The following is a 25,247-nucleotide window of genomic DNA, read 5'->3' as shown; positions in this document are numbered from 1 at the left end:
ACCGCACGCCAGAGCGGCAGTGCGGTTTTTCCATGACAGCGAGCAACGATTACAAACTATTACGCCTGGTGGCTAGTAACGTAATCGATAGCGGCTTGTACAGTAGTGATCTTTTCAGCTTCTTCGTCAGGAATCTCAGTCTCGAATTCCTCTTCCAGAGCCATCACAAGCTCAACGGTGTCAAGGGAGTCGGCACCCAGGTCTTCAACGAAGGAAGCGGCATTGGTCACTTCTTCTTCTTTAACGCCCAGTTGCTCGGCAACGATTTTCTTGACGCGCTCTTCGATGGTGCTCATACCTTGTTTTCACTCCTAATGGACAAATTCAGGCAGCTGGCCAGTGGGCAAGTGTATCGAAAGCCTTTTCAGTTTTTCAACTGAAAGCTTTGCACTCACACCGCAACAACCGGCTGCCTATAAATAGATTGCAGCTTTATAACGGATTTTAGACAGCTCGTATGACATTTTTTTGAAGCAATCCGTCACATTTAACTCATGTACATCCCGCCGTTGACCGGGATTGTAGCCCCTGTCACGTAGGCTGCACCGTCAGATGCCAGGAAAGCGACCACGTTTGCGATCTCTTGAGCCTGGCCCAAACGGCCCAGCGGAATCTGCGTCTGCAAGGCTTCGCGCTGTGCCTCTGGCAATTCACGGGTCATATCGGTATCGATAAAGCCCGGAGCCACCGAGTTGACAGTGATCGAGCGCGAGCCCACTTCACGTGCCAGCGCACGACCGAAACCTTCAAGGCCTGCCTTGGCGGCGGCGTAGTTTACTTGGCCTGCGTTGCCCATGGCACCCACAACAGAGCCAATATTGATAATTCGTCCCCAACGGGCCTTGGTCATGCCACGCAAAACCCCCTTGGACAGGCGATACAGACTGTTCAGGTTGGTATCGATAACGTCATGCCATTCGTCATCTTTCATGCGCATCATCAGGTTATCGCGGGTGATACCGGCATTATTGACCAGAATCGCCGGAGCACCGAACTGCTCCTGGATGCTCGCCAGCACCGCAGCAACCGATTCGCTGCTGGTGACATTGAGTTCCATGCCAGTGCCCTGAACACCGTTTTCTTTCAGGGTGGCAGCAATACGCTCGGCACCGGCTTGCGAAGTCGCAGTGCCGATGACCACGGCGCCCTGACGACCCAACTCCAATGCGATAGCCTGGCCAATGCCACGGCTTGCGCCTGTTACCAGTGCAACTTTACCTTGCAAGCTCATGCAGGCTTCTCCTGATTCAGACCAGAGCCAATCGCGCAGCGGCGAAGGCATCCGGGGTATTCAAATTGTGGGTCGTCACGCCTTCAGCGCAACGCTTGCTGATGCCTACCAGGACCTTGCCCGGACCGCACTCAACCAGATCAACCGGGCCGCCAGCCGCAAGCACCTGTACCGACTCAACCCAGCGCACTGGCTTGTACAACTGTTCGAGCAAGTCGCGCTTGAGGGTTGGCAAATCGGCTGCAACAGCGGCACTGACGTTCTGCACCAAGGCAATGGTCGGCATTTTCCAGTCGATCGCCTCGATGGACTCGGCAAAACGCTCAGCGGCAGGACGCATCAGCTCGCAGTGCGAAGGCACGCTCACCGGCAACGGCAATGCACGCTTGGCGCCTTTGGCCTTGCACAGCTCCATGGCGCGCTCAACAGCAGCCTTGGCGCCAGCGATCACGACCTGGCCCGGCGAGTTGAAGTTCACTGCGCTGACCACTTCACCTTGCGCCGCTTCGGCACAGGCCGCCAGCACGTCAGCATCTTCCAGGCCCAGGATTGCTGCCATGGCACCCTGGCCGGCCGGTACGGCTTCTTGCATCAGTTGACCGCGACGCTCAACCAGTTTGACCGCCTCAGCCAATGTCAGGCATTCGGCAGCAACCAACGCGCTGTACTCGCCCAGGCTATGGCCTGCAACAAAGTCAGGGCGCTTGCCGCCTTCGGCCAGCCACAGGCGCCACAGGGCAATCGAGGAGGCCAGAATGGCAGGCTGGGTAATATCGGTTTGATTCAGCTTCTCTGCAGGACCTTCCTGGATCAGCGCCCACAGGTCGTAACCCAGAGCAGCGGAAGCTTCTTTAAATGTTTCCAGGACCAGCGGATGCTCCGCGCCCAGCTCGGCCAACATGCCGAGGGACTGCGAACCCTGCCCTGGAAAGACAAATGCGAGGGATGTAGACATGTAACAAGCCCCTAATGATCTTGTCGTCGGAGAATTGACGTCCTACCGTAGTGGACGCAAGAAACTGACAGTTGGATGGCTGATTGGACCGAGCGGTCACATTTAAGCATCAGCCCGGCAAAACGCCTACGGCAACAACCCTTCAAGGCGCCCATACAAACGCTTTGGCAGGTCTTCATGGATTTCAATCAATGCGCGCTCTATCGCACTCTGAAAGCCCTGAGCACCTGCCGAACCGTGACTCTTGATCACAATCCCCTGAAGCCCGAGAAAGCTCGCACCGTTATGACGCGCGGGCGCCAGGTCGGCCTGCAGGCGCCGCATCAACGGCAACGCCAGCGCACCTACACAGCGACTGAACAGGTTACGCCTGAACACCGCCTCAAGCCTGCTCGAAATCATGGTCGCAAGACCTTCGCTGGACTTGAGCATGATATTGCCGACAAACCCGTCACACACCACCACGTCAGCCTCGCCACGGTACACACCATCACCCTCGACAAAGCCGATGTAGTGCAGCCCGGACGCCGCCTGCAACAACGCAGCCGCCTCTTTGACCTGCTGATTGCCCTTGACGTCTTCGGTGCCGATATTGAGCAAGGCAACCCGTGGACGAAGCACACCCAGCGCCTGCGCCGCCACCGACCCCATGACTGCAAACTGGAACAACTGCCCGGCCGTGCAATCGACATTCGCGCCCAAGTCCAGCAACTGACAGTAGCCCGTCTGGGTCGGCACCGCCGCCACCATCGCCGGACGATCGATCCCCGGCAAGGTCTTGAGCACATGACGGGACAACGCCATCAATGCGCCGGTATTGCCGGAACTGACACAGGCTTGCACCTTGCCATCACGGAGCAACTCCAGCGCCACACGCATGGAAGAGTCAGGCTTGCTGCGCAGGGCATTGGAAGGCCGCTCATTCATGGCAATCACTTCAGAAGCAGGGGTAATCGTCAGGCGCGAGCGATCCACAGCCGAATGGCCAGCGATCAAGGTTTCAAGTATGGAGGGTTGACCGACGAGGGTCAGGTGTAACGAGGGAGTTGCAGACAGGCAGGCAATGCAGGCCTGAACAATGCTGCGGGGACCGAAGTCCCCGCCCATTGCGTCGATCGCGATGACCTGAGCGGACAAGTGATTACTCGTCAGCGCCCTTGTCGATCACTTTACGACCACGGTATACGCCTTCTGGCGATACGTGGTGACGCAGGTGAATTTCACCGGTGGTTTTTTCTACGGACAGAGTGCTAGCCGAAAGAGCATCGTGCGAACGACGCATGTCACGGGCAGAGCGGGATTTTTTGTTCTGCTGAACAGCCATAATTAATTAACTCCTAAACGTTTGGGTCACGCTTTAACTGCGCCAATACACTGAACGGGTTGGACCGCGTTACCTCGTCCTCGCCTGGCTCGGGCTCATCGAGACCCGCCGGCTGCTGGCATTCTTCCGGATGATGAGCAGGCACAATGGGCAAGGCAAGCAAAAGCTCTTCCTCGATCAGTGACTGCAGATCCAATGGATCTTCGCCCAGTTCCAGCACGTCATAACCTTTCGGTAACGACTGGGTATTTGCACCCTCCTTCACCACAGCATAACTGCACTCGCTGTGAATCGGCAGGGTGACCAGCTCAAGACAACGCTGGCAAACCATCTTGACCTCAACGTCGATGGAGCTGTGTATTACCACAGATCTTCGCTCGTCTCGCTCAAAAACAAATTTAGCCTGGACCGTACCGACATTGTCGGAAAGCGGGTCGCAGAGTCTCTCCAAATCAGCCAGCAGCACTTCACCTTGAAGGGTAGTGCCACGATCAGCTAATTTGCGCGGGTCAACGTGAGGTGGAATCGGGTCATTCAACATAGGCGCAGCATTCTAGGGACGACCCCTCCACCTGTCAAAGGAAATTGTGCCTGTGCGACATCCCGTACGCCCGCTAGAATCGCCAACCACCCACAGGAGCCGCGCATGCTACCTTTATTACTCGCTTCAAGCTCGGTTTACCGCCGCGAATTACTGACTCGCCTGCGCCTGCCTTTCAGCTGCAGCTCACCCGACATTGACGAAAGCCACCGCCCCGGCGAGACCGCCATTGAACTGGTCAAGCGCCTATCCCTGGAAAAGGCACGAGCACTCGCCAACAGCCATCCAAACCACCTGATCATTGGCTCCGACCAGGTCGCCGTGCTCGACGGACAGATCATCGGCAAACCCCACACCCACGACAAGGCCCGCCAACAACTGATGAGCGCCAGCGGTGCCAGCGTGAGCTTCCTGACCGGCCTGACCCTGCTCAACAGCCAGACGGGCCACCACCAGACCGATTGCATTCCCTTCACCGTGCACATGCGCACGCTAAGTGCCGAACAGATCGAACGCTATCTGCTCGCAGAACAGCCCTACGACTGCGCTGGCAGCTTTAAAGCCGAAGGCCTTGGTGTGACCCTGTTTCAACGCACAGAAGGCGATGACGCCACCAGCCTGGTCGGCTTGCCACTGATACGCCTGGTGGACATGCTGCTTGCAGAAGGCGTACACCTGCCCTGAATAAGCCGCAATACTCTGTAGTCGCTGCCGAGGAACGAAGACTGCGATCGGCCGCGAAGCGGGCGTAGAACCTGACATATTCGGGCGCTCCATTTTGCGAACGCTTCGCGCTCGATCGCAGCCTTCGTTCCTCGGCAGCGACTACAGAACGCTCAACACCACACACAAAAAAAACGACCCGAAGGCCGTTTCTTGTAAGCAGAGAGAGCAATCAGCGCAGTGTTGGCCCCTGAAAGCCCATCCACATCGCCAATTGCTCAGCCACGCTGGCACCGAGCTTTTTCGAGAAGCGATCGAAAGCCGACTCCTGGACAGTGAAATCCACCAGATCCTTTGCACCGATCACATCACGGGCAACCGAACTGGTATTGCCCAGCCCGTCAATCAACCCCAGAGGCAGCGCCTGCTGACCGGTCCAGACCAACCCCGAGAACAACTCAGGATGCTCCTTGTCTTTCAGGCGATCACCACGCCCCTGCTTGACGCTATCAATGAACTGCTGGTGAGTCACATTCAGAACACCCTGCCAGAACTTGGTTTCGTCCGGTTTTTCCGGCTCAAACGGATCCAGGAACGCCTTGTGGTCACCCGAAGTGTACGCACGACGCTGAATCCCCAGCTTGTCCATCGCCCCGACAAAGCCAAAGCCCGCCGCCGTCACGCCAATCGACCCGACAAGACTGGCCTTGTCGGCGTAAATCTCGTCAGCAGCACTGGCAATGTAATAGGCACCGGAAGCTCCCAAATCGGAAATCACCGCATACACCTTGGTGTCGGGATGCAAACCGCGCAAACGACGAATCTCATCGTAGACATAACCCGACTGCACCGGACTGCCGCCCGGACTGTTGATGCGCAATACCACACCCTTGACCCTTGGATCATCGAATGCAGCCTGCAGACTGGTAACCAGGTTATCGGCACTGGCAGGCTCTTTATCTGCAATCGGGCCGCGCACATCGATCAACGCGGTATAGCTCGAACCGCCCACCGCACTTCGCTCCATGCTCAGCAGCGGGGTAAACAGCAGCAACACCGCAATGAGGTAACAGAACATCAGGACCTTGAAGAAAATCCCCCAGCGGCGCGAACGGCGCTGCTCCTGAATACCCGCCAACAAGGTTTTTTCCAGCAGTTGCCAGCTTTTTGCATCACCGACAGTCGACTCAGCCGCAGAGGGCGCTTTCCATTGATCAACCATGCACTACCCCAGCAAAGACTTTAATTAACCTGACGATCCAGCCAGGCGCGCAACTCGGGAAAACTGTCAATCGCCAACCGAGGCTCAAACGCCAGCAAGCGCTCCATTGACTGAGCACCATAGCCTACCGCAACAGAGTCGATACCCGCGTTGCGCGCCATCAACAAATCAAAGGAAGCATCACCCACCATCAACGCCTGATCCGGGCGCACATCGCAATGGGCCAGAATCTGATTGAGCATCAAGGGATCGGGTTTGCTTGCAGCCTCATCTGCTGCACGGGTGATATCGAAAAAATCTTCCCACCCATGGGCTTTGAGCACACGATCCAGCCCGCGACGCGCCTTGCCCGTAGCAACCGCCAGGCGATAGCCCTGCTCACGGAACACCTCAAGCGACTCCCTGACCCCGGCGAACAACGGCGAAGGCTCGGCATCCATGGCGATGTAGACATCAGCATAGTGCTGACGAAATGCAATCACCTGCCCTGGCGTCATGTCGGGATAGAGCGTCAGAATCGCCTCGGGCAGGCCCAACCCGATAATCCCCTTGACTGCTGGCGCATCGCGCTCAGGGCGACCCGCTCGCTGCGCTGCAACCTGCATTGCAGTAACAATCCGACCAATGGAGTCGGCCAACGTGCCGTCCCAGTCAAAAATCAGCAGCTTGTAGTCAGTAGGGGACACTCAGTCGCTCCACGGTCTTGGCCCACATTTCATCTACCGGGGCCTGGAATTTCATCTCACCGCCATCGGGCATCGGCACAGTCAGCATGTAGGCATGCAGAAACAACCGTTTGCCGCCCAGATCACGGATCTCCTTGGAGAAGCCTTCATCGCCGTACTTGGTATCACCGGCAATGCAGTGGCCCGCATGCAGGGTATGCACGCGAATCTGGTGAGTACGGCCGGTGATCGGACGAGCCTCGACCATGGTTGCAAAATCACCGAAGCGGCGCAGCACCTTGAACACGGTGACGGACTCTTTGCCTTCTTCGTTGACTTCAACCATGCGCTCACCCGAACGCAAGTTGCTCTTCATCAGCGGCGCACGCACCTGCTTGATCGAAGCCGCCCAGTTGCCGCGCACCAGCGCCATGTAACGTTTGTCGATACCGTCGCCGCGAAGCGCCTCGTGAAGATGGCGCAACATGCTGCGTTTTTTGGCAATCATCAACAGGCCGGACGTGTCACGGTCCAGGCGGTGCACCAATTCCAATTCCTTGACGTCAGGACGCATCTGACGAAAGGCTTCGATCACGCCAAAGGTCAAACCGCTGCCGCCATGCACGGCGATGCCTGCCGGCTTGTTCAAGACAATCAGCGCCTTGTCTTCATAGACAATCGCCGCCTCAAGGCGCAACAACAAACCTTGAGCCACAGGCACAGGCTCGTCGCGCTCAGGCACGCGAACCGGCGGCACGCGCACGATGTCGCCCGCCTGCAGCTTGTACTCGGGCTTGATCCGGCCCTTGTTCACGCGCACTTCGCCTTTACGCAAAATGCGGTAAATCAAGGTCTTGGGAACACCCTTGAGTCGAGCAAGCAGGAAATTGTCGATGCGTTGGCCGGCATATTCCGGCGAGACCTCAAGCAGCTGGACGCTGGGGGTCGGGGGGGTAGTCGTCGTCATGGCGCCGATGATAACAATTTTTTATGGAATTGAAGCACTTAATCATTGCTGCTATAGTCGCGAACGCCGCCAAAAGCGGCCTGGACAGAGGATTAACGGTGTATCACCGGCCCTGACCAACGCTCTTAACAAGGACGCGAGGCCGTCCCACGGGGCTTTCGCTACACACGCAAGACCTGGAGTTGTAACAAGCGCAGGTGACATGAGGCCTGAAGCGAGCCTGGAAAGCAGAGTGCAAACTCCCCTTCTACGCCGATATTCACGGCCAGTTCACAAAGTGCAGTCAGCTTCGGGAATTTCGGGCGAAAGCTTCAGAAACATTGCCTTTATTAGCCATGATGCGTGAACTCCCCTTTTGGAGAACACGGTAAATGCCAACCCGCTGCGGATTCTGCGCGCGGCAGCACCCGAATTATCAGGGATACGTGTAGGGTGGAGACGCACAACCGCCGGACTGTGTAGCAATAGGCTTTATCAAGACGCTTCATCTCGTCCACAGCCGCCGGTTGATTCCTCCTCCTGACCAGACTTTTGCTTAAGAGGTGCTTTAGCACCACAGCAAGCAGGAAGCGTAAGTCGCGACTTCGACCCCAAGGTTCGAACCTCGCTGTACACAGGAGTGGCCAACAACTCCTGACGCACCTGACACCGACCATGAGAAGTCGTGTGTGCCGAACGCCGTTTCCGGTAGCCCGGAAACCGACGGTACAACATGAAAAGAATGCTGATTAACGCAACTCAACCTGAAGAGTTGCGCGTTGCACTGGTAGATGGCCAACGCCTCTACGACCTGGACATCGAGTCGGGTGCACGCGAGCAGAAGAAAGCCAACATCTACAAAGGCCGTATTACTCGCATCGAACCAAGCCTTGAGGCTGCCTTTGTCGATTTCGGCTCCGAGCGCCACGGCTTCCTGCCCCTCAAGGAAATCTCCCGCGAGTACTTCAAGAAGGCTCCCGAAGGCCGCGTAAACATCAAGGACGTCCTGAGCGAAGGCCAGGAAGTTATCGTGCAGGTCGAGAAAGAAGAACGTGGCAACAAGGGCGCAGCCCTGACCACCTTCATCAGCCTCGCCGGCCGTTACCTGGTTCTGATGCCGAACAACCCGCGTGCCGGTGGTATCTCCCGTCGCATTGAAGGCGAAGAGCGCAACGAACTGCGTGAAGCGCTTAACGGCCTGATTGCCCCTGCCGACATGGGTCTGATCGTACGTACTGCCGGCCTGGGCCGCAGCAGCGAAGAAATGCAGTGGGACCTCGACTACCTGCTGCAACTGTGGACTGCCATTAAAGAAGCCTCGCTGGATCGCTCCGCGCCATTCCTGATCTACCAGGAAAGCAACGTGATCATCCGCGCTATCCGTGATTACCTGCGCCAGGACATCGGCGAAGTACTGATCGACAGCGTTGAAGCCCAGGACGAAGCCCTGACCTTCATTCGCCAGGTGATGCCGCAGTACGCCAGCAAAATCAAACTCTACGAAGACAGCGTTCCGCTGTTCAATCGTTTCCAGATCGAAAGCCAGATCGAGACCGCCTTCCAGCGTGTCGTTGAACTGCCTTCCGGCGGCTCCATCGTTATCGACCCGACCGAAGCCCTGGTGTCCATCGACATCAACTCGGCCCGCGCCACCAAAGGTAGCGATATCGAAGAAACCGCGCTGCAAACCAACCTTGAAGCGGCTGAAGAAATCGCCCGTCAGTTGCGCTTGCGCGACATCGGCGGCCTGATCGTCATCGACTTCATCGACATGACCCCAGCCAAAAACCAGCGCGCCGTGGAAGAAAAAGTCCGCGAATGCCTGGAAGCAGACCGTGCCCGCGTACAAGTCGGCCGTATCTCGCGCTTCGGCTTGCTGGAAATGTCCCGTCAGCGCCTGCGTCCATCCCTGGGCGAAAGCAGCGGCATCGTCTGCCCACGCTGCAACGGCACCGGCATCATCCGTGACGTTGAGTCGCTGTCGCTGGCCATCCTGCGCCTGATCGAAGAAGAAGCCCTGAAAGACCGTACTGCCGAAGTACGCGCCCAGGTGCCAATCCCGGTTGCTGCATTCCTGCTCAACGAAAAACGCAACTCGATCACCAAGATCGAACTGCGTACCCGTGCCCGCATCGTCATCCTGCCGAACGACCACCTCGAAACGCCGCACTTCGAAGTTCAGCGCCTGCGTGATGACAGCCCGGAAGCCCACACCAACCAGTCCAGCTATGAAATTGCTGCCGCTGCCGCTGAAGTGGAAGAAGTCCAGCCTGCTGCAGCTACCCGCACTCTGGTTCGCCAGGAAGCCGCGGTTAAAACTGCACCGCCACGCACCTCGGCTCCGGTTCCTGCCGAAGTCGTCGCTGCCCCGGCCGCACCTGCACCCGCGGCAACCATCTCCGAGCCAAGCCTGTTCAAAGGCCTGGTCAAGTCATTGGTGAGCCTGTTCGCCTCCAAGGAAGAGCCTGTTGCTCCGACCGTGGTAGAGAAGCCAGCCACCCCTGAGCGCCCTGCACGCAACGAAGAGCGTCGCAACGGCCGCCAGCAAAGCCGTAACCGCAACGGTCGTCGTGACGAAGAACGCAAGCCACGTGAAGAGCGTGCTGCTCGCGAACCACGTGAAGAACGTACATCCCGCGAAGAAACTCCGGTTGTTGCTCAAGCACCTCGCGAAGAGCGCGCACCGCGTCCACCTCGTGAAGAGCGCGCCCCACGCGCACCGCGTGAAGACCGCAAACCTCGTGGCGAAGGCCGTGAAGAGCGCGTACGCGAACTGCGTGAACCTCTGGACGCAGCGCCTGCTGTCGTTGCCGGCGCCGCAGCTGCAGTCGTAGCCGAAGAACGCCCGGCTCGCCCGCCTCGTGAAGAACGCCAGCCTCGCGCCCCTCGCGAAGAACGCGCTCCACGTGAAGAGCAAGTTGTGGCTGCTGCTGAAGACGAAGAAGTGCTGTCCAGCGAAGAGCAATCCCAGGACGAGACACAGGACAACGCCGAAGGCGATCGTCCACGTCGCCGCTCCCGTGGTCAGCGTCGTCGCAGCAACCGTCGTGAACGTCAGCGTGATGCAAACGGCAACGTGATTGAAGGCTCGGAAGAGAACAGCGAAGAAGGCAACGCCCAAAACGCTCCTGCTACCACCCTTGAAATCGCTGCCGGCCTGGCCGTAACAGAAGCCGTTGCCAGCTCGGTAATCAGCGCCCCCGCTGAGGCCCAGGCTCACCAACAGGCAGAGCGTGCGACTGAAGCAACCCAGGAATCGGCCCCGGCTGAAACCGTGGTTGCCGTTGAAGCTGCGCAGGAAGTGGCTGTTGTAGAAGCACCTGCCGCTCCAGCTCCAGTGGTTGAAGCCACCGCCGCTGTAGAAGCAACCGTTATTGAAACTCCAGTTGCAGAAGCACCGGTTGTCGAAGCCGTAACGCCGATCGAAGCGATCAAGGCACCGGAAGTTGAAGTTGCACCGGCTCAAGAAGCACACCCTGAAGTCCAGGCTGTTGCCGAGCCAGTTGTAGCGGCTCCAGAGCCTGTAGTCGAAGTCGTGGCGCAAACCCCGGTCGTTGAGACGCCAGCAGTCGAAGCACCTGCTTTCGAAAAAGCACCGGAGCCTGCCAAGGAAGTCCGCGTTGTTCGCGAGCCAGTTGCCGAGCCTGCCGTTGTTCAAGCAGCGCCTGCAGCAGAACCAGCCACCCCTGAAGTGGTAGCGGTTGAAGCCGTAGTCGAGACCGTAGTCACCGCACAGCCGGCTCCAGTTGAAGCTGAAGTTGTTGTGGCGTCTGAAGTGGTTGAAGTCGTGATTGCAGCTCCGGTTGTCAGCGCTCCAAGCAACGGTCGTGCTCCTAACGACCCGCGCGAAGTCCGTCGTCGCAAGCGTGAAGAGGCTGCTGCAGCCGCCGCTGCAGCAGCTCATGCACCTGCAAGCGAAGCCGTAGCCCAGGAACAGGAACACGAGTCTAAACCTCTCGCCTAATTCCAAAGGCCACTAAAAAGCCCCGCCAGTTCTGAACTGGCGGGGCTTTTTTTATGGAGTTAGATAACCGGTTGATACGTCAGTAAACGTTGGGTTCCATCTCCAGCTCTACGGCAAAGCGCTGCAGGATATCGGCCTGAATGCGCTGCGCCAGTGCCAGTAACTCCAGGCCGGTGGCCGAACCATGATTGACCAGCACCAGCGACTGCAAACGGTGCACGCCTGCGTCGGCTTCCCGGAAGCCTTTCCAGCCCGCCGCTTCAATCAACCAGCCTGCCGCCAGCTTTACCTGGCCATCCGCTTGCGGATAGCCAATTAACCCCGGGTGAGCCAGGCGCAACTCATCAGCCTGGACAGCCGATACCAACGGGTTTTTGAAAAAACTGCCGGCATTGCCCAGCACCGCCGGGTCTGGCAGCTTTTCGCTGCGAATACTGCTGATCGCCCGACTGACGTCGCTGGCCGTCGGCTGATCAATGCCCTGCTCGGTAAGACGTTGACGTACAGGGCCGTATTCCAGATGCAGACGTGTGGCACGACTCAGGGCAAACCGCACCCGCAGAATCAACCAACGCCCGGCCTGCTGCTTGAAGAGACTGTCGCGGTAGGCGAAGTTGCACTCTGCAAGGCTGAATTCACGCAACTCGCCAGTCTGTCGATCAAGGGCCGTAAGCCCGGCGAAGACATCCTTGATCTCGACGCCGTAGGCGCCAATATTCTGCATCGGGGCAGCCCCAACGGTGCCGGGGATCAGGCTGAGGTTTTCAAGCCCCGACAAACCCTGTTCCAGAGTCCACAGCACAAAGGCATGCCATACCTCCCCCGCCTCGGCCTCGACAACAACCCGGTCGCCGTCATCCGCCAGCAAACGGATGCCGCGACTGGCCATGCGCAAAACCAGCGCTGAAACATCACCGGTCAGCAGCAAATTACTGCCGCCACCAATGACCAGCAACGGCAACTGGTGCTCAACCGCGCACAGTAACGCCTCACGCACATCGGCATCGCTGTGGGCTTGCGCAAACAGGCTGGCCTTAACATCAACGCCAAAGCTGTTGAACGGTTTAAGCGACGCATTGACCTGCACGTCCAAACTCATGACTCCAGCAAACGCCGAACGCGTTCAAGGTCTTCAACGGTATCAACGCCGGCTGGCGGAGCTTCAAGCACATCAGCCACGTGAATGCGCACGCCATGCCACAGCGCCCGAAGCTGCTCAAGGCGCTCGGTATTTTCGAGCCAGCAAGGGCCCCAGCTCACGAAGTCATGCAGGAAGCCTGCACGATAGGCGTAGATGCCAATGTGGCGGCGATAAGGTACGCCCGCCGGCAAGGTGTCAGGGTGCAGGGCGAAGTCATCCCGCGCCCACGGCAACGTGGCCCGGCTGAATGTCAGCGCCAGCCCGTTGATGTCACTGACGACCTTGACCACATTGGGATTGAACAGCGTCTCGACATCATCGATCGCCTCGGCCAGGGTCGCCATGCTCGCCTCACTGTGGGCGGCCAGGTTGACGGCAACCTGATCGATCACCTGTGGCGGGATCATGGGTTCGTCGCCCTGAACATTGACCACGATGGCGTCACTGGCCAAACCCAGTTGCGTGGCAACTTCGGCCAGACGGTCGGTGCCTGACTCGTGGTCGGCACGGGTCAACAGCACCTCGGCGCCGAACGCCTTGCAGGCGTCGACAATACGCGCATCGTCAGTGGCAACCACCACACGCTGCGCGCTGCTTTTACAGGCCTGCTCCCAGACGTGCTGGACCATTGGCTTGCCGGCAATCATTTGCAGCGGCTTGCCTGGCAAACGGGTTGAGGCAAAGCGCGACGGAATAACGACTGTAAAAACCGGAATCATTTATCCAGACGCTCATCAGCAGAAAGGGTACGGGCTTCGGTTTCCAGCATCACTGGAATGCCATCGCGGATCGGGTAGGCCAGACCTGCGCCCTTGCTGATCAGCTCGGTCTTGTCGGCGCTGAGCTTGAGCGGGCCTTTGCAAACAGGGCAAGCAAGGATATCGAGCAATTTGGTGTCCATTAGGGTTCCCCTGGATAAAGATGGATCAAGTCAAAAGACGATCGGGCAAAAGACCCAGCAACTGTTGATCAAACCACAGGACAAAGGCCTCTGAGGGTACTGCGTCAACGGCCAGATACCACCAGTCGGGTGACGCAAAGTCACGGCACTTCACCGCATCCTTTTCAGTCATGACCACGGGTAAGGGCGGCGTAAAATTCAGCACCTCGGCGCTGTAGGGCGCGTGATCGGCAAAAGCATGGGCAATTGGTCGCCAGTGTAGCGTTTCAAGGGTCGTGAAGAAACGCTGCGGATTGCCGATCCCGGCGACCGCATGCAGCGCTTGTTCAGCAGGAAAATAGTCCAGCGCCTGACGCTCACCGCTGATCAAATTGACCAACGCAGTGGGCTGCAACTGAAAGGCAAAACCGCCCTGAGGGTCGCTGGCAGCGCCGTTATACAGCACCGCGTCGACACTCTGCAGCCGTTCAGCCGGCTCACGCAGCGGCCCGGCAGGCAGGCAGCGACCGTTACCCAGGCCTCTGGCATTGTCGATCAGGACCAGCTCAAGATCCCGGGCCAGGCGGTAATGCTGCATGCCGTCATCGGACAGAATCAGGTCCAACTGCTCGCTGGCCAGCAGGGCCCTGACCGCACGACTGCGATCCGGATCGATCATCAAGGGTACGCCGGTGCGCTGCACAATCAGCAAAGGCTCATCCCCCGCCTGCGCGGCACTTTGATCAGCGTTCACGCGCCACGGAAATTGAGGGGGGGAAGCGCCATAGCCACGACTGACCACGCCGACCCGCAGGCCATGCTGCTGGCAATGCGCAATCAGCCACAGGATCAAAGGCGTTTTGCCGGTACCGCCCACGGTGATGTTCCCCACGACAATCAACGGTACCGGCGCACGATAAATCTCGCCTTCCTCTGCCACAAAACGCGCCCGCTTGCGCTCAACCACTCGACGGTAAAGGCACTCCAGCGGGCGCAAAAGGGTCAGCAGCGGATGCCCGGCATACCAGGCGCGCAACAAGCGATCGGACATGGCCATCAGGGCGCCGCCTGCGCCTCGACAGTCGTCATGCGCAAATGGCTGAAACCGAGTTTCCCGGCCGCATCCATTGCGGTGATGACCGCCTGGTGTTGGGTTTTGCCATCGGCGCTGATCGACAGCGGCAAGCGGGTATCGCCGCCAGACTCTTTCTGCAGAGCCTCCATCAGGCTCGCCAGATCATTCTTCGGCAACAACTGGTTGTTCACCGAAAACACTCCGTCCGCGCTGATGGCGATGTCCAGTTGCCTGGCGCCTTGATCCTCGCTGGGCGAACCGCTGACAGCCTCTGGCAGATCAACGCGCAACTGGGTTTCGCGGGTAAAGGTCGTGGTCACGACAAAAAACAGCAGCAGGATAAACACCACGTCAATCAATGACGCGAGGTTGATATCAACCGTTTCCCGAGGCTTGCGGCGAAATTTCACGCTTTGCTCCCGACCATATCGACTTCACGGTCGCCTTGTATCACCTCAACCAGCTTGATCGCTTCCTGCTCCATCCCGACCACCAGCTCGTCGACACGACGTTGCAGGAAGCGATGGAAGAAGACTGCCGGAATACCCACCATCAGACCGGCGGCGGTAGTGATCAGTGCTTTGGAAATACCGCCTGCAAGCACGGCAGCATTGGTCGTCATGCCCGTCCCCATGAAGGCGCTGAAAATATCGATCATGCCCAGTACGGTACCCAGCAGGCCCAGCAACGGGGCCATTGCCGCAATCGTACCCAGCGCATTGAGATACCGCTCTAGCTCGTGAATCACTCGTGCAGCGGCCTCTTCGATGCACTCTTTCATGATCTCGCGACCATGCCTGGAGTTGGCCAGACCCGCGGCCAGGATTTCACCCAGCGGCGAGTCGGCGCGCAGCAACTTGAGTTTTTCCTTGTCCATCTGCTTGTCTTTGATCCAGACCCAGACCTGCCCGAGCAAATGTTCCGGGGTTACGCGACTGGCACGCAGGGTCCACAGACGCTCGACAATAATGCCCAGCGCGGCAACAGAGCTCAGAATGATCGGCAGCATCATCCAGCCACCTGATTTGACCAGTTCCCACACAGTGACAATCCCCTCGAAAAAGTGCGCCACTCTACCACAGGATTGCCCTTAACCTTGTGGGGCCAACGCCTGCGCAAGCACTATCAATCGCGCCAGAACCGACGCTGGCCACCCATGCTCTCAACCTTTGCCGACGCCCCCAAACGAAACCACACAGCCCCTTGCTCGGCGCTATCCCACACCTGCACCCCCAAGGCTTGATAACGCGACATGACCTGCGGGTGCGGGTGACCAAAATTGTTACCGTGCCCACGGGAAATCAGCACGTTTTCAGGCGCCAGCGCCTTGAGAAAAGCCATCGACGACGACGTCTTGCTGCCGTGATGGGGCGATTGCAACCAGCGGACAGGAACGGCCAGCGGACTTTGCAGCAATGCCCGCTCGGCATGGGTATCAATATCCCCCGTCAACAGTAGCCGTTCGTCCCGTGCTTGCACCTGCAGTACGCAGGACTTCTGATTGCTATTGCTCGCCCCCGGCCACTGCCAGAGTGAGAATTTCACGCCGTCCCACTCCCAACCCTCCCCGCTCGTACACGGCTGCGCCCGCAACGGTTCTGGCAACCCCGCCACATCGCCGCCAAACACCCGTGCGACGCGGATTGCCCGCTGAACCGCCAACGCACCGCCCGCATGATCCGAGTCGGCGTGGCTCAGCAGCATGACATCCAGCGCGCCTACCCCCAATGAACGCAGTACAGGCACCACTACCCGTTCACCCTGATCAAAATCCCGGACCTTGGGGCCTGCGTCATACAAAAGCGTGTGGTTACGGGTGCGCAAGACAATCGCCAGCCCCTGCCCGACATCCAGCTGTAGCACCTCAACCTCGCCGTGGGGGACCTGTTCGCGGGGAACAAAGACAGCCAGCAGTACCAGCGGCCACCCCAGCGGTCTGAGCACCATTCCGGCTGGCAGCAGCAGGATCAGCGCCCCAAGCGCGCTCAACAGCCATATGTAAATCGGCACGACCGGGGGCAGCCAGGGCGGGAAAACATCGGCCAGCAGGGCCAGCCCCTTGATCAACAGATCGAGCAAACCACCCGACAGCCACAGCAGGCTTTCCCCAAGCCAGGGCACAGGCAGCAGCAGCGTTCCCAGCAATGCCGTCGGCAACACCAAAAGGCTGATCCAGGGCACGGCAACCAGATTGGCCAGCGGCCCCGTCAGGCTGATGGGCAGTCCGAGAATCCACATCATCGGGAACAAACCCAGGGCGATCAGCCCGTGGGGGCGCAGCCACGCGGCCCTCCACCCCCAGGCCCCAAGACGACCGCCGAAGGTGAAAATCAGTACCGCCACGGCGCTGAACGACAACCAGAACCCCGGCATCAAACTCGCCAGTAGCTCCACAATCAGCACCGCATTGAGTGCCAGCAGGAATGGCAACCACACCCCCAGATGACGAAACCGCAAGCGCCAGATCAGCACCAGCCCCAGCATCACGCACGCGCGCTGCACCGGTACTTCAAAACCGGCGAGCAGGCCATATCCCGTGGCCCCCGCAAACGCCAGGCCGCAAGCCCAAGGCAGCCACGGCAAGTAGCGCGGCCACAGGCCATAGCGCGCCAGCAAGGCGACCAACCCGTAGATCAATCCGGCAAACAAGCCTATGTGCTGCCCCGAAATCACCAGCAGATGCACGGTTCCGGTTGTCTGCAGCAGCGTCCAGTCATCACGGCTCAAACCAGAACCGTCACCCATGACCAGCGCCGCCAGCCACGGTTCCCGGCCATTGCCATCGATACGCAACAGACGCTGACGCAAGCCATCGCGCCAGGCATGACTCGCCGCAGCCAGTAACTGACCCTCCTTGACCACGCCCGTCGCACCGATGCGTTGCGCCAGCAGCCAGGCCTGGTAATCAAACGATTGAGGATTGAGCAAACCCTTGGGGCGCTTGAGCTTGACCGCTAGCCGCCAGCGTTCCCCACTCTTGACCGACGGCCCGCCATACCAGCTCAACCTGATGGTCGTGGGTAATGCGCCGTGGCGCGAGCGGGCATCCTGCAATTCAAAACGTACGACGCTGCCAGTCTGCTGCGGTAATCCGACCACATGCCCTTCGACCCAAAGCGTCCTGCCGTCGAGCGCGGCGGGCAAGCGATCATCCAGCGCCCTTTGTCCCTGGACGCAAGCCCACGTCAGCCCAAGCACAAAAAGCCCCACCGGCCAGGCACGAATAGCCAACAGCAACAGCCCCGCCATGAACATCAGCAGCAACCACCCCGGCGACGGCAACACGGGTAAAAACCGCAGTGCAATAAGCCCCGTCGCCAACGCAAACATCCCTGTGTACATGCCTATACTCAACTTATCCCTTTGACTCGGATTAGTTGTTATCCGGGACCCGCGCTTAAGAAATTGTCACAAAGTCTGAATAGGCATCCTGTCGAATTTGGGCATACTGCCCCCTTGACCTAGGGAGAGGCCCATGCCACGGCGTTTAATCAAACGTTTCATGCCAGATCCGGCCCTGATCAGGGAACACAAGTCCTTACGATTTTTAGGGACCTTACTGCATGACCCCAACCTCTGGCACCTCAATCGTCACTCCGTGGCCCGAGCAATGGCCGTAGGGATTTTTGCAGCTTTTATCCCCATGCCGTTTCAAATGCTGCTTGCAGCTTTTCTGGCGGTAAACGCGCGCGCCAATATGCCGATATCAGTGGGCCTGGTATGGCTGACCAATCCGATCACGATGCCGCCGGTGTTTTACATCACCTATAAGACGGGTGCCTGGCTGATGAACATACCGGCACGCACCCTGCCGGATGAGCTGACCTGGGAGTGGATCAGCGGCCAATTGTCGACCGTATGGCAGCCCTTTCTATTGGGTTCTGTGGTGTGCGGAGTGGTGCTGGGGGCGCTGGCCTACTGCCTGACCATGCTCTATTGGCGCTGGTGGGTCAGCCGTAAATGGAAGGGACGCAAAAACAAGCACTCATAAGAAAGGCCCCAAAAGGGGCCTTTTTCATTATCTGACACTGAAGGTCCTTCGGCCATTGCGCAGCCTCGTACCTCGTCAGCGGCAGGATGCTACTGACGCATGCCTCGACCGCTAACCAGCAGCTTCGCGCAGCCGAAGTACAGCACGATGGTTGCCACGACCATAAAGGTCAGCGCCACGCTGATCTTGATGTCCGAAACCCCAAGAATGCCGTAGCGGAATGCGTTGACCATGTGCAGCACAGGGTTGGCCAGCGATACGCTCTGCCAGAACGGCGGTAGTAGTGTGATCGAATAAAACACACCGCCCAGGTACGTCAGCGGCGTCAGCACGAAAGTCGGGATAATTGAAATATCGTCGAAGTTGCGCGCAAATACGGCGTTGATAAACCCCAGCAACGAGAAGATCGTCGCCGTCAGTACCACGACGACGATGGTCAGGCCCAAGTGGTGGACTTGCAGTTGGGTGAAGAACAGCGACAGCAAGGTCACGATCAAGCCCACAATCAAACCGCGCAAAATCCCGCCCACGGTAAAGCCGATCAAAATGGTGTGGGGCGATACCGGTGACACCATCAGCTCTTCAATCGAGCGTTGGAATTTGGCACCAAAGAAGCTTGAGACCACGTTACCGTAGGAGTTGGTGATCACTGACATCATGATCAGGCCCGGAACGATGTACTCCATATAGGTGAAACCACCCATATCACCGATTTGTCGACCGATCAGATTACCGAAGATCACGAAGTACAGAACCATGGTGATCGCAGGCGGTAGTAGTGTCTGCGGCCAGATCCGCATGAAGCGGCGAACTTCGCGGTAAACGATGGTATTCAACGCGATCAGATTGGGGCGCAGCTCCGAGCTCATATCGCCACCTTTGCCAGATTTTTCTCGACCAGCGACACGAACAACTCCTCAAGGCGATTGGTTTTGTTGCGCAGGCTCACCACTTCGATGTTTTGCGCAGCCAGTTGAGTGAACAGACCGGTGATACCCACGGCTTTGTCGACCTGTACTTCCAGCGTACTGGCGTCGAGCAATTGACTCGGATAGCCGATCAACTTCGGGGCCGCCTGCAATGGGTGCTTCAGGTCGAGTAAAAAGGTCTCGACATGCAGTTGCCCAAGCAACTGGCGCATGCTGGTGTTTTCAACAATGGTGCCGTGATCGATGATCCCGATATTGCGACACAACTGCTCAGCCTCCTCCAGATAGTGAGTGGTGAGGATGATGGTCGTGCCCTGCTCGTTCAGCTCGGTGAGAAAGCTCCACATCGAGCGACGCAACTCAATATCCACGCCAGCAGTAGGCTCATCGAGAATCAACAGGCGCGGCTCGTGCACCAAGGCCCGGGCGATCATCAGGCGGCGCTTCATGCCACCGGACAACGAGCGCGAAGGTGTGTCGCGCTTATCCCAAAGCCCCAACTGCGTCAGGTACTTTTCAGCGCGTTCCTTGGCGATTTTGGCCGGAATGCCGTAGTAACCCGCCTGGGTCACGACGATATCGAAGGTCTTTTCAAACTGGTTGAAATTGAACTCCTGCGGCACCACGCCAATCGAGCGCTTAAGGGCTGCCGGATTGCGATCAAGGTCATGGCCAAAGATATTCACCGTACCGCTGGTTTTGTTTACCAAGGTCGAGAGAATGCCGATGGTCGTGGATTTGCCGGCGCCGTTAGGGCCCAGCAAGGCAAAAAAGTCACCTTCAGCAACATCCAGATCGATACCACTCAGGGCCTGGAAACCGTTGCCGTAGGTTTTGGTTAGCTGCCGTATGGACAGAGCGGAACTCATATCGGATTACGCACCAAGATGGGGAAATAGGGAGGTATAAGTAAGGGCGAACTACCTGTAGGGCAAGTCCGACAAGGCCGTATGGTGCTTGGCCTCGCCGCACAAGTACAGTCGCCCGTATTAATAGTGGCTATTAAGTCAACGCAGTCATCACTGCATTTCGATAGGCCGGACGCTGCTTCAAGCGCTCATACCAGGCACTCAAGTGCGGCAGGTGCGCACGTTCGATGGGCATTTCAAACCAGGCATAGATAAAGGATCCCAGCGGGATGTCACCCATGCCGATTTCATCACCCGATAGGTAGGGTTTTTCAGCCAGCGCCTGATCCGCAACAGCCAGCAATTGATCGCAGGCTTTAATTGCCGCGTTGATCTTCACCCAGTCCTGCTCCTCGGCAGGCGTGCGTAGAACGCCCCAGAACACGGCACGGAATTCGACCGCAAACGAGGTACTGGTCCAGTCCATCCACTTGTCAGCCTGAGCCCGCACACGGGCATCGGTTGGATACCAGGACGTGTCTGACCCATATCTGGCAGTGAGGTAACGCACGATGGCGTTTGATTCCCACAGCACAAAGCCGTCGTCCTCTTCGATCATGGGTACCCGGCCGTTAGGATTCAGCGATCGATACTCAGGACTGTCGACCACTCCAAATGCACCGCCCGCCTCTACGCGGCTATACGGCAACGCCAACTCTTCGACACACCACAACGCCTTGCGCACGTTTGACGAATTCTTGCGACCCCACACTTTCAGCATGATCTGGCTCCTGGTTGATAGACGCCGAAGGAGTCTACGCCGGGATGTCGAACTCTGCCTCCAGCGCAAGGTCACTATCCTTACAACCTTGATCGGAAGTTGCGACTAAGCTCACAAGAGTTATCGCCCCTGGCTTCATGGAGGATTAAATATGCTGTTGTTGTGGATACTGGTTCTGATTGTTGGCATCGCCTATATGGCCCATCGCCGCATCGCCCCCCTGACGACCCTGGCTGTTGTCGCGGTTTACCTGTTGGCCATGGGGGTCATCGGCCATGTGCCCGGCTGGTTGCTGGCAATCCTTTGGCTGTTGCTGGCAGCGCCTGCCGCCCTGCTGCTGTTGCCAGACCTTCGGCGCAAACTGTTTACCGCTCCGCTGTTCAAGTGGTTCCAGAAGACCTTGCCCCCCATGTCGCAAACCGAGCGTGATGCCATCGACGCCGGCACAGTATGGTGGGATGGCCAATTGTTCAGCGGCCGCCCCGACTGGAACCAGCTTCTGGCCTATCCCAAAGTTCAGCTCACGGAAGAAGAACAAGCCTTTATTGACGGGCCCACCGAAGAGCTGTGCGCAATGGTCAGCGATTGGGAGATCGGCCAAGCCATGGATTTGCCGCCGCAGGCCTGGGCGCACATCAAGGAACACGGTTTCTTCGCCCTGATCATCCCCAAAGCCTACGGTGGCAAGGGCTTCTCGGCGTACGCTCACTCCCAGGTCGCAATGAAGCTGGCCACTCGCAGCGGCGACCTCGCCTCCACCGTGATGGTGCCCAACTCCCTCGGCCCCGCCGAGCTGCTGCTGCATTACGGCACCGACGAGCAACGTGACCACTACCTCCCACGCCTGGCCCGTGGCGATGACATCCCCTGCTTTGCCCTGACAGGTCCGCTGGCTGGTTCCGATGCCGGGGCAATGCCCGACACCGGGATCATTTGCAAAGGTCAGTGGCAAGGCGAAGAAGTGATCGGTCTGCGCCTGAACTGGGAGAAGCGCTACATCACCCTGGGGCCCGTCGCCACCCTGCTTGGCCTGGCATTCAAGGCCCACGACCCGGAACACCTGCTGGGCGACAAGGAAGACCTTGGTATCAGCCTGGCGCTGATCCCCACCGACACCCCCGGGGTTGAGATTGGCCGCCGCCACCTGCCTTTGGGCGCAGCGTTCATGAACGGCCCGAACTCGGGCAAAGACGTATTTATCCCCCTGGATTACCTGATTGGCGGTCAGGAAATGCTCGGCAAGGGCTGGATGATGCTGATGAACTGCCTGTCGGTCGGGCGCTCGATATCGTTACCGGCCGTCGGCACCGGCGCAGCCAAGTTCACCAGCCTGGTGACCGGGCAGTACGCCCAGGTGCGCGAACAATTCAATGTGCCACTGGCCGCCTTCGAAGGCATTCAGGAAGCACTCGCGCGCATTGGCGGCAACGCCTGGTTGATGGACAGCGCGCGCATGCTCACCGCCAACGCGGTGGACCTGGGGGAAAAACCTTCGGTACTGTCAGCGATACTCAAGTACCACCTGACCGAGCGCGGCCGTGAATGCATCAGCCACGCCATGGACGTTCATGGCGGCAAGGGCATCATCATGGGGCCCAACAACTACCTGGGGCGCAACTGGCAGGGGGCGCCGATTTTCATCACCGTGGAAGGCGCGAACATCCTGTCGCGCAACCTGATGATCTTCGGTCAGGGCGCCATTCGCTGCCACCCCTTTGTACTCAAGGAAATGGCCCTGGCCAGCCGTGAAGACAAGGATCAGGCGCTGCTGGAGTTTGACGACCTGTTGCTCAAGCACATCGGTTTTGCCATCAGCAATAAAGCCAGCACCTTTGTATTGAACCTGGGCCTTGGGCGGTTTGAGCATGTGCCGGGCAATGCCCTGAGCCAGGGCTACTTCCGGGCATTGAACCGCCAGGCGGCAGCCTTTGCCCTGCTGGCCGACCTGAGCATGATGCTGCTGGGCGGCGAACTGAAACGCCGCGAGCGCCTGTCGGCGCGCCTGGGTGATGTGCTGAGCCATATGTACCTGGCCAGCGCCGCGCTCAAGCGTTACCACGATCTGGATTCACCGGAGCACCTCAACCCATTGTTCAAATGGGCCATGGAAGAAAGCCTCGGCCACGCCGAACGCGCCCTGGACGAACTGCTGAAGAACTTCCCGAGCCGCGCGCTGGGCTTTTTGCTGCGCGGCGTCGTGTTCCCGTTCGGCCGCCGCCACACCGGGCCGTCGGACGCGCTGGATGCCGAAGTTGCCGCAGTCTTGGGTCGCGCCAAGGGTGATCCAGCGCTAGAGGCAGTGCTTGCGGGCTGCTATCGCCCGCAATCGCCAGACGACGCCGTGGGCGCCCTGCAACATGCCAGCGACCTGCTGAACGAAGCACGTCCGCTGCACAAAAAACTCCATGAAGGCTTGAAAAGCGGTCAGGTAAAACCGGGGGCGGGAGAATCGGCAATCGATGCCGCACTGCAAGCCGGTGTACTGCAACCGGCCGAGGCACACGCGCTACACACCGCTGAAGCTGCCCGACGCAAGGTGATTGATGTGGATGACTTCTCCAAAGAGGAACTCACCCACAGCGAAGGAAAGATTCGATAACGGGACAGCGGGCGCCGGGGGCTTTATACTCCCGCGCCCGTTTTGCTCTAGAGGACACCCGCAATGGCCACCAATGATCTGAACCACAACCTTGTCTTGCTCGACATTCTGCGCAGCATCCTGGTTGCTGTCGGTGACGCTGAGCAGATCCCTGAGGAAAGCCACGCCCTGTTTCTGGAACGCTTTGACGACATGCGCAGCTCGCTGCCGGTTGACCCGATCAATAGCCAGTATCTGGGCCAGGACCTCATGTGCCAGGTCATCGAGCGCTACCCGCAGATCGCTCACCTGGTCCCGCGTGACCTGCTCTGGTACTTCGGCGGTGCGTGCTTCAACTTCCTGTCGGATGAAGAGCTGGACATGTATGAGGCGCTGGAAGAGCGTCGTCATGAAGCAGAACTGAACGACGAACCGTTCGACTGGAACCAGGAAAAACAACTGATGGCGATGCCTGTCTCCGACGACAGCACACAGCACTGATTCCTACGTACAATACTCAAGGCCCGCCCGGTTTACCTGGCGGGCTTTTTTATGAGTGGCCAGAATCCTGTGCCCGCCACATGTCCAGGGTCGGCTCCCAGGCCAGTCGCTCGACCAAAAAATCGATGAATACACGAATCTTTGGCGGCAAATAACGCGACGGGGCATGCAACAGCCACGCACCGCCATGGTACGAAGCAATAAAATTCCATTCCGGCAATACGCGAACAACCAGCCCTTGGTCCAAAGCCTGACGCGCCGTGAAATACGGCAGGCTACCAATCCCGATATCCTGTAACACCGCATCCAGCCGTACCCCGGTGTGGTTGGCCGCATAGCGCCCACGCACTCCAACGGTCACCGACCTGGCGCCCTGTTTGAATTTCCACCGTGCATCGGCAGGTGTCTCTCCCAGATAAATACAGCTATGCCCACGCAAATCCTCGGGCTGCGCCGGCGTGCCGTGCTCCGCCAAATAAGCTGGCGTGGCACACAACACATGCTCGATCGGGAACAGTTGACGCCCCACCAGGCCGGGTGGCGGTTGGTCAGTGATACGAATACTCAGGTCAACGTTGTCATCAATCAGGTCGACATAGCGGTCTTCCAGAATCAACTGGACATCGACCTGTGGGTAGCGCCGTAAAAACTCGGGCATGTGCGGATGAATCACATAACGCCCAACGGCCTTGGGCACACTGACCCGAATCAAGCCCTCGGCGCTGCGGGTAAAACGCCCGCTCAGATCCATCACCGATTGGGCAGCACCCGCCACCTCACAACACCGCTTGAATACTTCTTCGCCATCATCGCTCAAACGTAATTTGCGTGTGGTGCGTTGCAGCAAGCGGATCGCCAGGGCTTTTTCCAGGCGCGATACGCTGCGACTGACCGCAGAAGGTGAGGTGCCGAGCTGGCGCGCCACTTCCGAGAAGCTCCCGGCCTCGACTACCTTCACAAACATCACCATTTCGGCCAACAACGATAACGGCAGATTTATGCTCACAGCGCA

At 58.6% G+C, this 25,247-nt stretch carries 25 protein-coding genes; 5 read left to right on the top strand and 20 right to left on the bottom strand.

The genetic code is table 11. The features are described from left to right. Positions 1 to 59: 59 nt before the first annotated feature. The 6 genes from acpP to V6P94_RS09630 form a co-directional block, all read right to left on the bottom strand. Positions 60 to 296 carry an acyl carrier protein gene (gene acpP, locus V6P94_RS09655; protein ID WP_016779952.1) on the bottom strand — a complete coding sequence of 79 codons (237 nt, stop codon included), beginning with the start codon at positions 294 to 296 and terminating at the stop codon, positions 60 to 62. A gap of 191 nt (positions 297 to 487) precedes the next feature. Next, a complete protein-coding gene (gene fabG / locus V6P94_RS09650) occupies positions 488 to 1,231 on the bottom strand; it encodes a 3-oxoacyl-ACP reductase FabG (RefSeq protein ID WP_133075677.1) in 744 nt (247 codons plus the stop codon). 16 nt (positions 1,232 to 1,247) lie between these two features. After that, positions 1,248 to 2,186: an ACP S-malonyltransferase gene (gene fabD / locus V6P94_RS09645; protein WP_326398308.1), complete on the bottom strand. Its 939-nt coding sequence runs from the start codon at positions 2,184 to 2,186 to the stop codon at positions 1,248 to 1,250. A gap of 126 nt (positions 2,187 to 2,312) precedes the next feature. Further along, the gene (gene plsX / locus V6P94_RS09640) at positions 2,313 to 3,323 is read right to left on the bottom strand and encodes a phosphate acyltransferase PlsX (protein ID WP_133075679.1); all 1,011 of its coding nucleotides are present in this window, start codon (positions 3,321 to 3,323) and stop codon (positions 2,313 to 2,315) included. Positions 3,324 to 3,327: 4 nt separating this feature from the next. Beyond that, on the bottom strand, positions 3,328 to 3,510 hold the full coding sequence (gene rpmF / locus V6P94_RS09635) for a 50S ribosomal protein L32 (protein WP_003442519.1): 183 nt from the start codon (positions 3,508 to 3,510) through the stop codon (positions 3,328 to 3,330). Positions 3,511 to 3,523: 13 nt separating this feature from the next. Next, positions 3,524 to 4,051 carry a YceD family protein gene (locus V6P94_RS09630; protein ID WP_019827935.1) on the bottom strand — a complete coding sequence of 176 codons (528 nt, stop codon included), beginning with the start codon at positions 4,049 to 4,051 and terminating at the stop codon, positions 3,524 to 3,526. 105 nt (positions 4,052 to 4,156) lie between these two features. On the opposite strand from V6P94_RS09630, the gene V6P94_RS09625 reads away from it, so the two are divergent. Beyond that, complete coding sequence (locus tag V6P94_RS09625) at positions 4,157 to 4,735, top strand: nucleoside triphosphate pyrophosphatase (RefSeq protein WP_219262525.1); 579 nt, start codon at positions 4,157 to 4,159, stop codon at positions 4,733 to 4,735. A gap of 211 nt (positions 4,736 to 4,946) precedes the next feature. On the opposite strand, the gene V6P94_RS09620 is transcribed toward V6P94_RS09625, so the two are convergent. From V6P94_RS09620 to rluC, 3 genes are read right to left on the bottom strand one after another with little or no spacing between them, the layout of a single operon-like run. After that, the gene (locus V6P94_RS09620; protein WP_133075681.1) at positions 4,947 to 5,936 is read right to left on the bottom strand and encodes a S49 family peptidase; all 990 of its coding nucleotides are present in this window, start codon (positions 5,934 to 5,936) and stop codon (positions 4,947 to 4,949) included. 20 nt (positions 5,937 to 5,956) lie between these two features. Next, positions 5,957 to 6,622, bottom strand: a complete 666-nt coding sequence (locus tag V6P94_RS09615) for an HAD-IA family hydrolase (protein WP_326398309.1) — start codon at positions 6,620 to 6,622, stop codon at positions 5,957 to 5,959. Then, positions 6,609 to 7,568 carry a 23S rRNA pseudouridine(955/2504/2580) synthase RluC gene (rluC, locus tag V6P94_RS09610; protein ID WP_019827927.1) on the bottom strand — a complete coding sequence of 320 codons (960 nt, stop codon included), beginning with the start codon at positions 7,566 to 7,568 and terminating at the stop codon, positions 6,609 to 6,611. The genes V6P94_RS09615 and rluC overlap by 14 nt, the downstream gene beginning before the upstream one ends. A gap of 721 nt (positions 7,569 to 8,289) precedes the next feature. On the opposite strand from rluC, the gene rne reads away from it, so the two are divergent. Next, a complete protein-coding gene (gene rne, locus V6P94_RS09605; RefSeq protein WP_326398310.1) occupies positions 8,290 to 11,511 on the top strand; it encodes a ribonuclease E in 3,222 nt (1,073 codons plus the stop codon). 79 nt (positions 11,512 to 11,590) lie between these two features. Here rne and murB read toward each other — a convergent pair whose 3' ends face one another. From murB to V6P94_RS09570, 7 genes are all read right to left on the bottom strand, one after another. Then, entirely contained in the window at positions 11,591 to 12,610 is a 1,020-nt protein-coding gene (murB, locus tag V6P94_RS09600) for a UDP-N-acetylmuramate dehydrogenase (RefSeq protein ID WP_133075684.1), read from the bottom strand. After that, on the bottom strand, positions 12,607 to 13,371 hold the full coding sequence (gene kdsB, locus V6P94_RS09595) for a 3-deoxy-manno-octulosonate cytidylyltransferase (protein ID WP_133075685.1): 765 nt from the start codon (positions 13,369 to 13,371) through the stop codon (positions 12,607 to 12,609). Before kdsB ends, murB begins: the two co-directional genes overlap by 4 nt. Next, entirely contained in the window at positions 13,368 to 13,553 is a 186-nt protein-coding gene (locus V6P94_RS09590; protein ID WP_019827923.1) for a Trm112 family protein, read from the bottom strand. The genes kdsB and V6P94_RS09590 overlap by 4 nt, the downstream gene beginning before the upstream one ends. Before the next feature lie 25 nt (positions 13,554 to 13,578). Next, entirely contained in the window at positions 13,579 to 14,589 is a 1,011-nt protein-coding gene (gene lpxK, locus V6P94_RS09585; RefSeq protein WP_326398311.1) for a tetraacyldisaccharide 4'-kinase, read from the bottom strand. Then, complete coding sequence (locus V6P94_RS09580) at positions 14,589 to 15,017, bottom strand: biopolymer transporter ExbD (protein WP_326398312.1); 429 nt, start codon at positions 15,015 to 15,017, stop codon at positions 14,589 to 14,591. Before V6P94_RS09580 ends, lpxK begins: the two co-directional genes overlap by 1 nt. Next, on the bottom strand, positions 15,014 to 15,649 hold the full coding sequence (locus tag V6P94_RS09575; RefSeq protein ID WP_133075975.1) for a MotA/TolQ/ExbB proton channel family protein: 636 nt from the start codon (positions 15,647 to 15,649) through the stop codon (positions 15,014 to 15,016). Before V6P94_RS09575 ends, V6P94_RS09580 begins: the two co-directional genes overlap by 4 nt. An 83-nt stretch (positions 15,650 to 15,732) precedes the next feature. Further along, positions 15,733 to 17,949 carry a DNA internalization-related competence protein ComEC/Rec2 gene (locus V6P94_RS09570; RefSeq protein ID WP_326398313.1) on the bottom strand — a complete coding sequence of 739 codons (2,217 nt, stop codon included), beginning with the start codon at positions 17,947 to 17,949 and terminating at the stop codon, positions 15,733 to 15,735. A gap of 133 nt (positions 17,950 to 18,082) precedes the next feature. Here V6P94_RS09570 and V6P94_RS09565 point away from each other — a divergent pair, with 133 nt between their 5' ends. Further along, positions 18,083 to 18,598 carry a DUF2062 domain-containing protein gene (locus tag V6P94_RS09565; RefSeq protein ID WP_133075688.1) on the top strand — a complete coding sequence of 172 codons (516 nt, stop codon included), beginning with the start codon at positions 18,083 to 18,085 and terminating at the stop codon, positions 18,596 to 18,598. An 89-nt stretch (positions 18,599 to 18,687) separates the two neighbouring features. Here V6P94_RS09565 and V6P94_RS09560 read toward each other — a convergent pair whose 3' ends face one another. The 3 genes from V6P94_RS09560 to V6P94_RS09550 all read right to left on the bottom strand — a co-directional run bounded on the left by V6P94_RS09560 (position 18,688) and on the right by V6P94_RS09550 (position 21,156). Then, positions 18,688 to 19,467, bottom strand: a complete 780-nt coding sequence (locus tag V6P94_RS09560) for an ABC transporter permease (protein ID WP_133075689.1) — start codon at positions 19,465 to 19,467, stop codon at positions 18,688 to 18,690. Next, the gene (locus tag V6P94_RS09555; protein WP_219262530.1) at positions 19,464 to 20,396 is read right to left on the bottom strand and encodes an ABC transporter ATP-binding protein; all 933 of its coding nucleotides are present in this window, start codon (positions 20,394 to 20,396) and stop codon (positions 19,464 to 19,466) included. Before V6P94_RS09555 ends, V6P94_RS09560 begins: the two co-directional genes overlap by 4 nt. A gap of 133 nt (positions 20,397 to 20,529) precedes the next feature. Further along, on the bottom strand, positions 20,530 to 21,156 hold the full coding sequence (locus V6P94_RS09550; protein ID WP_133075691.1) for a glutathione S-transferase family protein: 627 nt from the start codon (positions 21,154 to 21,156) through the stop codon (positions 20,530 to 20,532). 151 nt (positions 21,157 to 21,307) lie between these two features. On the opposite strand from V6P94_RS09550, the gene V6P94_RS09545 reads away from it, so the two are divergent. Together V6P94_RS09545 and V6P94_RS09540 are read left to right on the top strand one after the other, a co-directional pair. Then, on the top strand, positions 21,308 to 23,755 hold the full coding sequence (locus V6P94_RS09545; protein ID WP_326398315.1) for an acyl-CoA dehydrogenase: 2,448 nt from the start codon (positions 21,308 to 21,310) through the stop codon (positions 23,753 to 23,755). A 63-nt stretch (positions 23,756 to 23,818) separates the two neighbouring features. After that, positions 23,819 to 24,235: a PA2817 family protein gene (locus V6P94_RS09540; protein ID WP_133075693.1), complete on the top strand. Its 417-nt coding sequence runs from the start codon at positions 23,819 to 23,821 to the stop codon at positions 24,233 to 24,235. A 49-nt stretch (positions 24,236 to 24,284) separates the two neighbouring features. Here V6P94_RS09540 and V6P94_RS09535 read toward each other — a convergent pair whose 3' ends face one another. Then, entirely contained in the window at positions 24,285 to 25,241 is a 957-nt protein-coding gene (locus V6P94_RS09535; protein WP_133075694.1) for a LysR family transcriptional regulator, read from the bottom strand. Positions 25,242 to 25,247: the final 6 nt, after the last annotated feature.

Origin of the sequence: Pseudomonas sp. ML2-2023-3 (assembly GCF_037055275.1) — a bacterium.
Lineage (GTDB): Bacteria > Pseudomonadota > Gammaproteobacteria > Pseudomonadales > Pseudomonadaceae > Aquipseudomonas.
The sequence above is the reverse complement of the archived record's forward strand: the minus strand, read 5'-3'. Positions and strand labels throughout refer to the sequence as shown.

What these genes read in the sequence shown, in the direction of transcription:
- acpP (WP_016779952.1), bottom strand. Translation starts at nt 296, where the DNA reads ATGAGCACCATCGAAGAGCGCGTCAAGAAAATCGTTGCCGAGCAACTG.
- fabG (WP_133075677.1), bottom strand. Translation starts at nt 1,231, where the DNA reads ATGAGCTTGCAAGGTAAAGTTGCACTGGTAACAGGCGCAAGCCGTGGC.
- fabD (WP_326398308.1), bottom strand. Translation starts at nt 2,186, where the DNA reads ATGTCTACATCCCTCGCATTTGTCTTTCCAGGGCAGGGTTCGCAGTCC.
- rpmF (WP_003442519.1), bottom strand. Translation starts at nt 3,510, where the DNA reads ATGGCTGTTCAGCAGAACAAAAAATCCCGCTCTGCCCGTGACATGCGT.
- V6P94_RS09630 (WP_019827935.1), bottom strand. Translation starts at nt 4,051, where the DNA reads ATGTTGAATGACCCGATTCCACCTCACGTTGACCCGCGCAAATTAGCT.
- V6P94_RS09625 (WP_219262525.1), top strand. Translation starts at nt 4,157, where the DNA reads ATGCTACCTTTATTACTCGCTTCAAGCTCGGTTTACCGCCGCGAATTA.
- V6P94_RS09620 (WP_133075681.1), bottom strand. Translation starts at nt 5,936, where the DNA reads ATGGTTGATCAATGGAAAGCGCCCTCTGCGGCTGAGTCGACTGTCGGT.
- rluC (WP_019827927.1), bottom strand. Translation starts at nt 7,568, where the DNA reads ATGACGACGACTACCCCCCCGACCCCCAGCGTCCAGCTGCTTGAGGTC.
- rne (WP_326398310.1), top strand. Translation starts at nt 8,290, where the DNA reads ATGCTGATTAACGCAACTCAACCTGAAGAGTTGCGCGTTGCACTGGTA.
- murB (WP_133075684.1), bottom strand. Translation starts at nt 12,610, where the DNA reads ATGAGTTTGGACGTGCAGGTCAATGCGTCGCTTAAACCGTTCAACAGC.
- kdsB (WP_133075685.1), bottom strand. Translation starts at nt 13,371, where the DNA reads ATGATTCCGGTTTTTACAGTCGTTATTCCGTCGCGCTTTGCCTCAACC.
- V6P94_RS09590 (WP_019827923.1), bottom strand. Translation starts at nt 13,553, where the DNA reads ATGGACACCAAATTGCTCGATATCCTTGCTTGCCCTGTTTGCAAAGGC.
- lpxK (WP_326398311.1), bottom strand. Translation starts at nt 14,589, where the DNA reads ATGGCCATGTCCGATCGCTTGTTGCGCGCCTGGTATGCCGGGCATCCG.
- V6P94_RS09570 (WP_326398313.1), bottom strand. Translation starts at nt 17,949, where the DNA reads ATGTACACAGGGATGTTTGCGTTGGCGACGGGGCTTATTGCACTGCGG.
- V6P94_RS09565 (WP_133075688.1), top strand. Translation starts at nt 18,083, where the DNA reads ATGCCACGGCGTTTAATCAAACGTTTCATGCCAGATCCGGCCCTGATC.
- V6P94_RS09560 (WP_133075689.1), bottom strand. Translation starts at nt 19,467, where the DNA reads ATGAGCTCGGAGCTGCGCCCCAATCTGATCGCGTTGAATACCATCGTT.
- V6P94_RS09555 (WP_219262530.1), bottom strand. Translation starts at nt 20,396, where the DNA reads ATGAGTTCCGCTCTGTCCATACGGCAGCTAACCAAAACCTACGGCAAC.
- V6P94_RS09550 (WP_133075691.1), bottom strand. Translation starts at nt 21,156, where the DNA reads ATGCTGAAAGTGTGGGGTCGCAAGAATTCGTCAAACGTGCGCAAGGCG.
- V6P94_RS09545 (WP_326398315.1), top strand. Translation starts at nt 21,308, where the DNA reads ATGCTGTTGTTGTGGATACTGGTTCTGATTGTTGGCATCGCCTATATG.
- V6P94_RS09540 (WP_133075693.1), top strand. Translation starts at nt 23,819, where the DNA reads ATGGCCACCAATGATCTGAACCACAACCTTGTCTTGCTCGACATTCTG.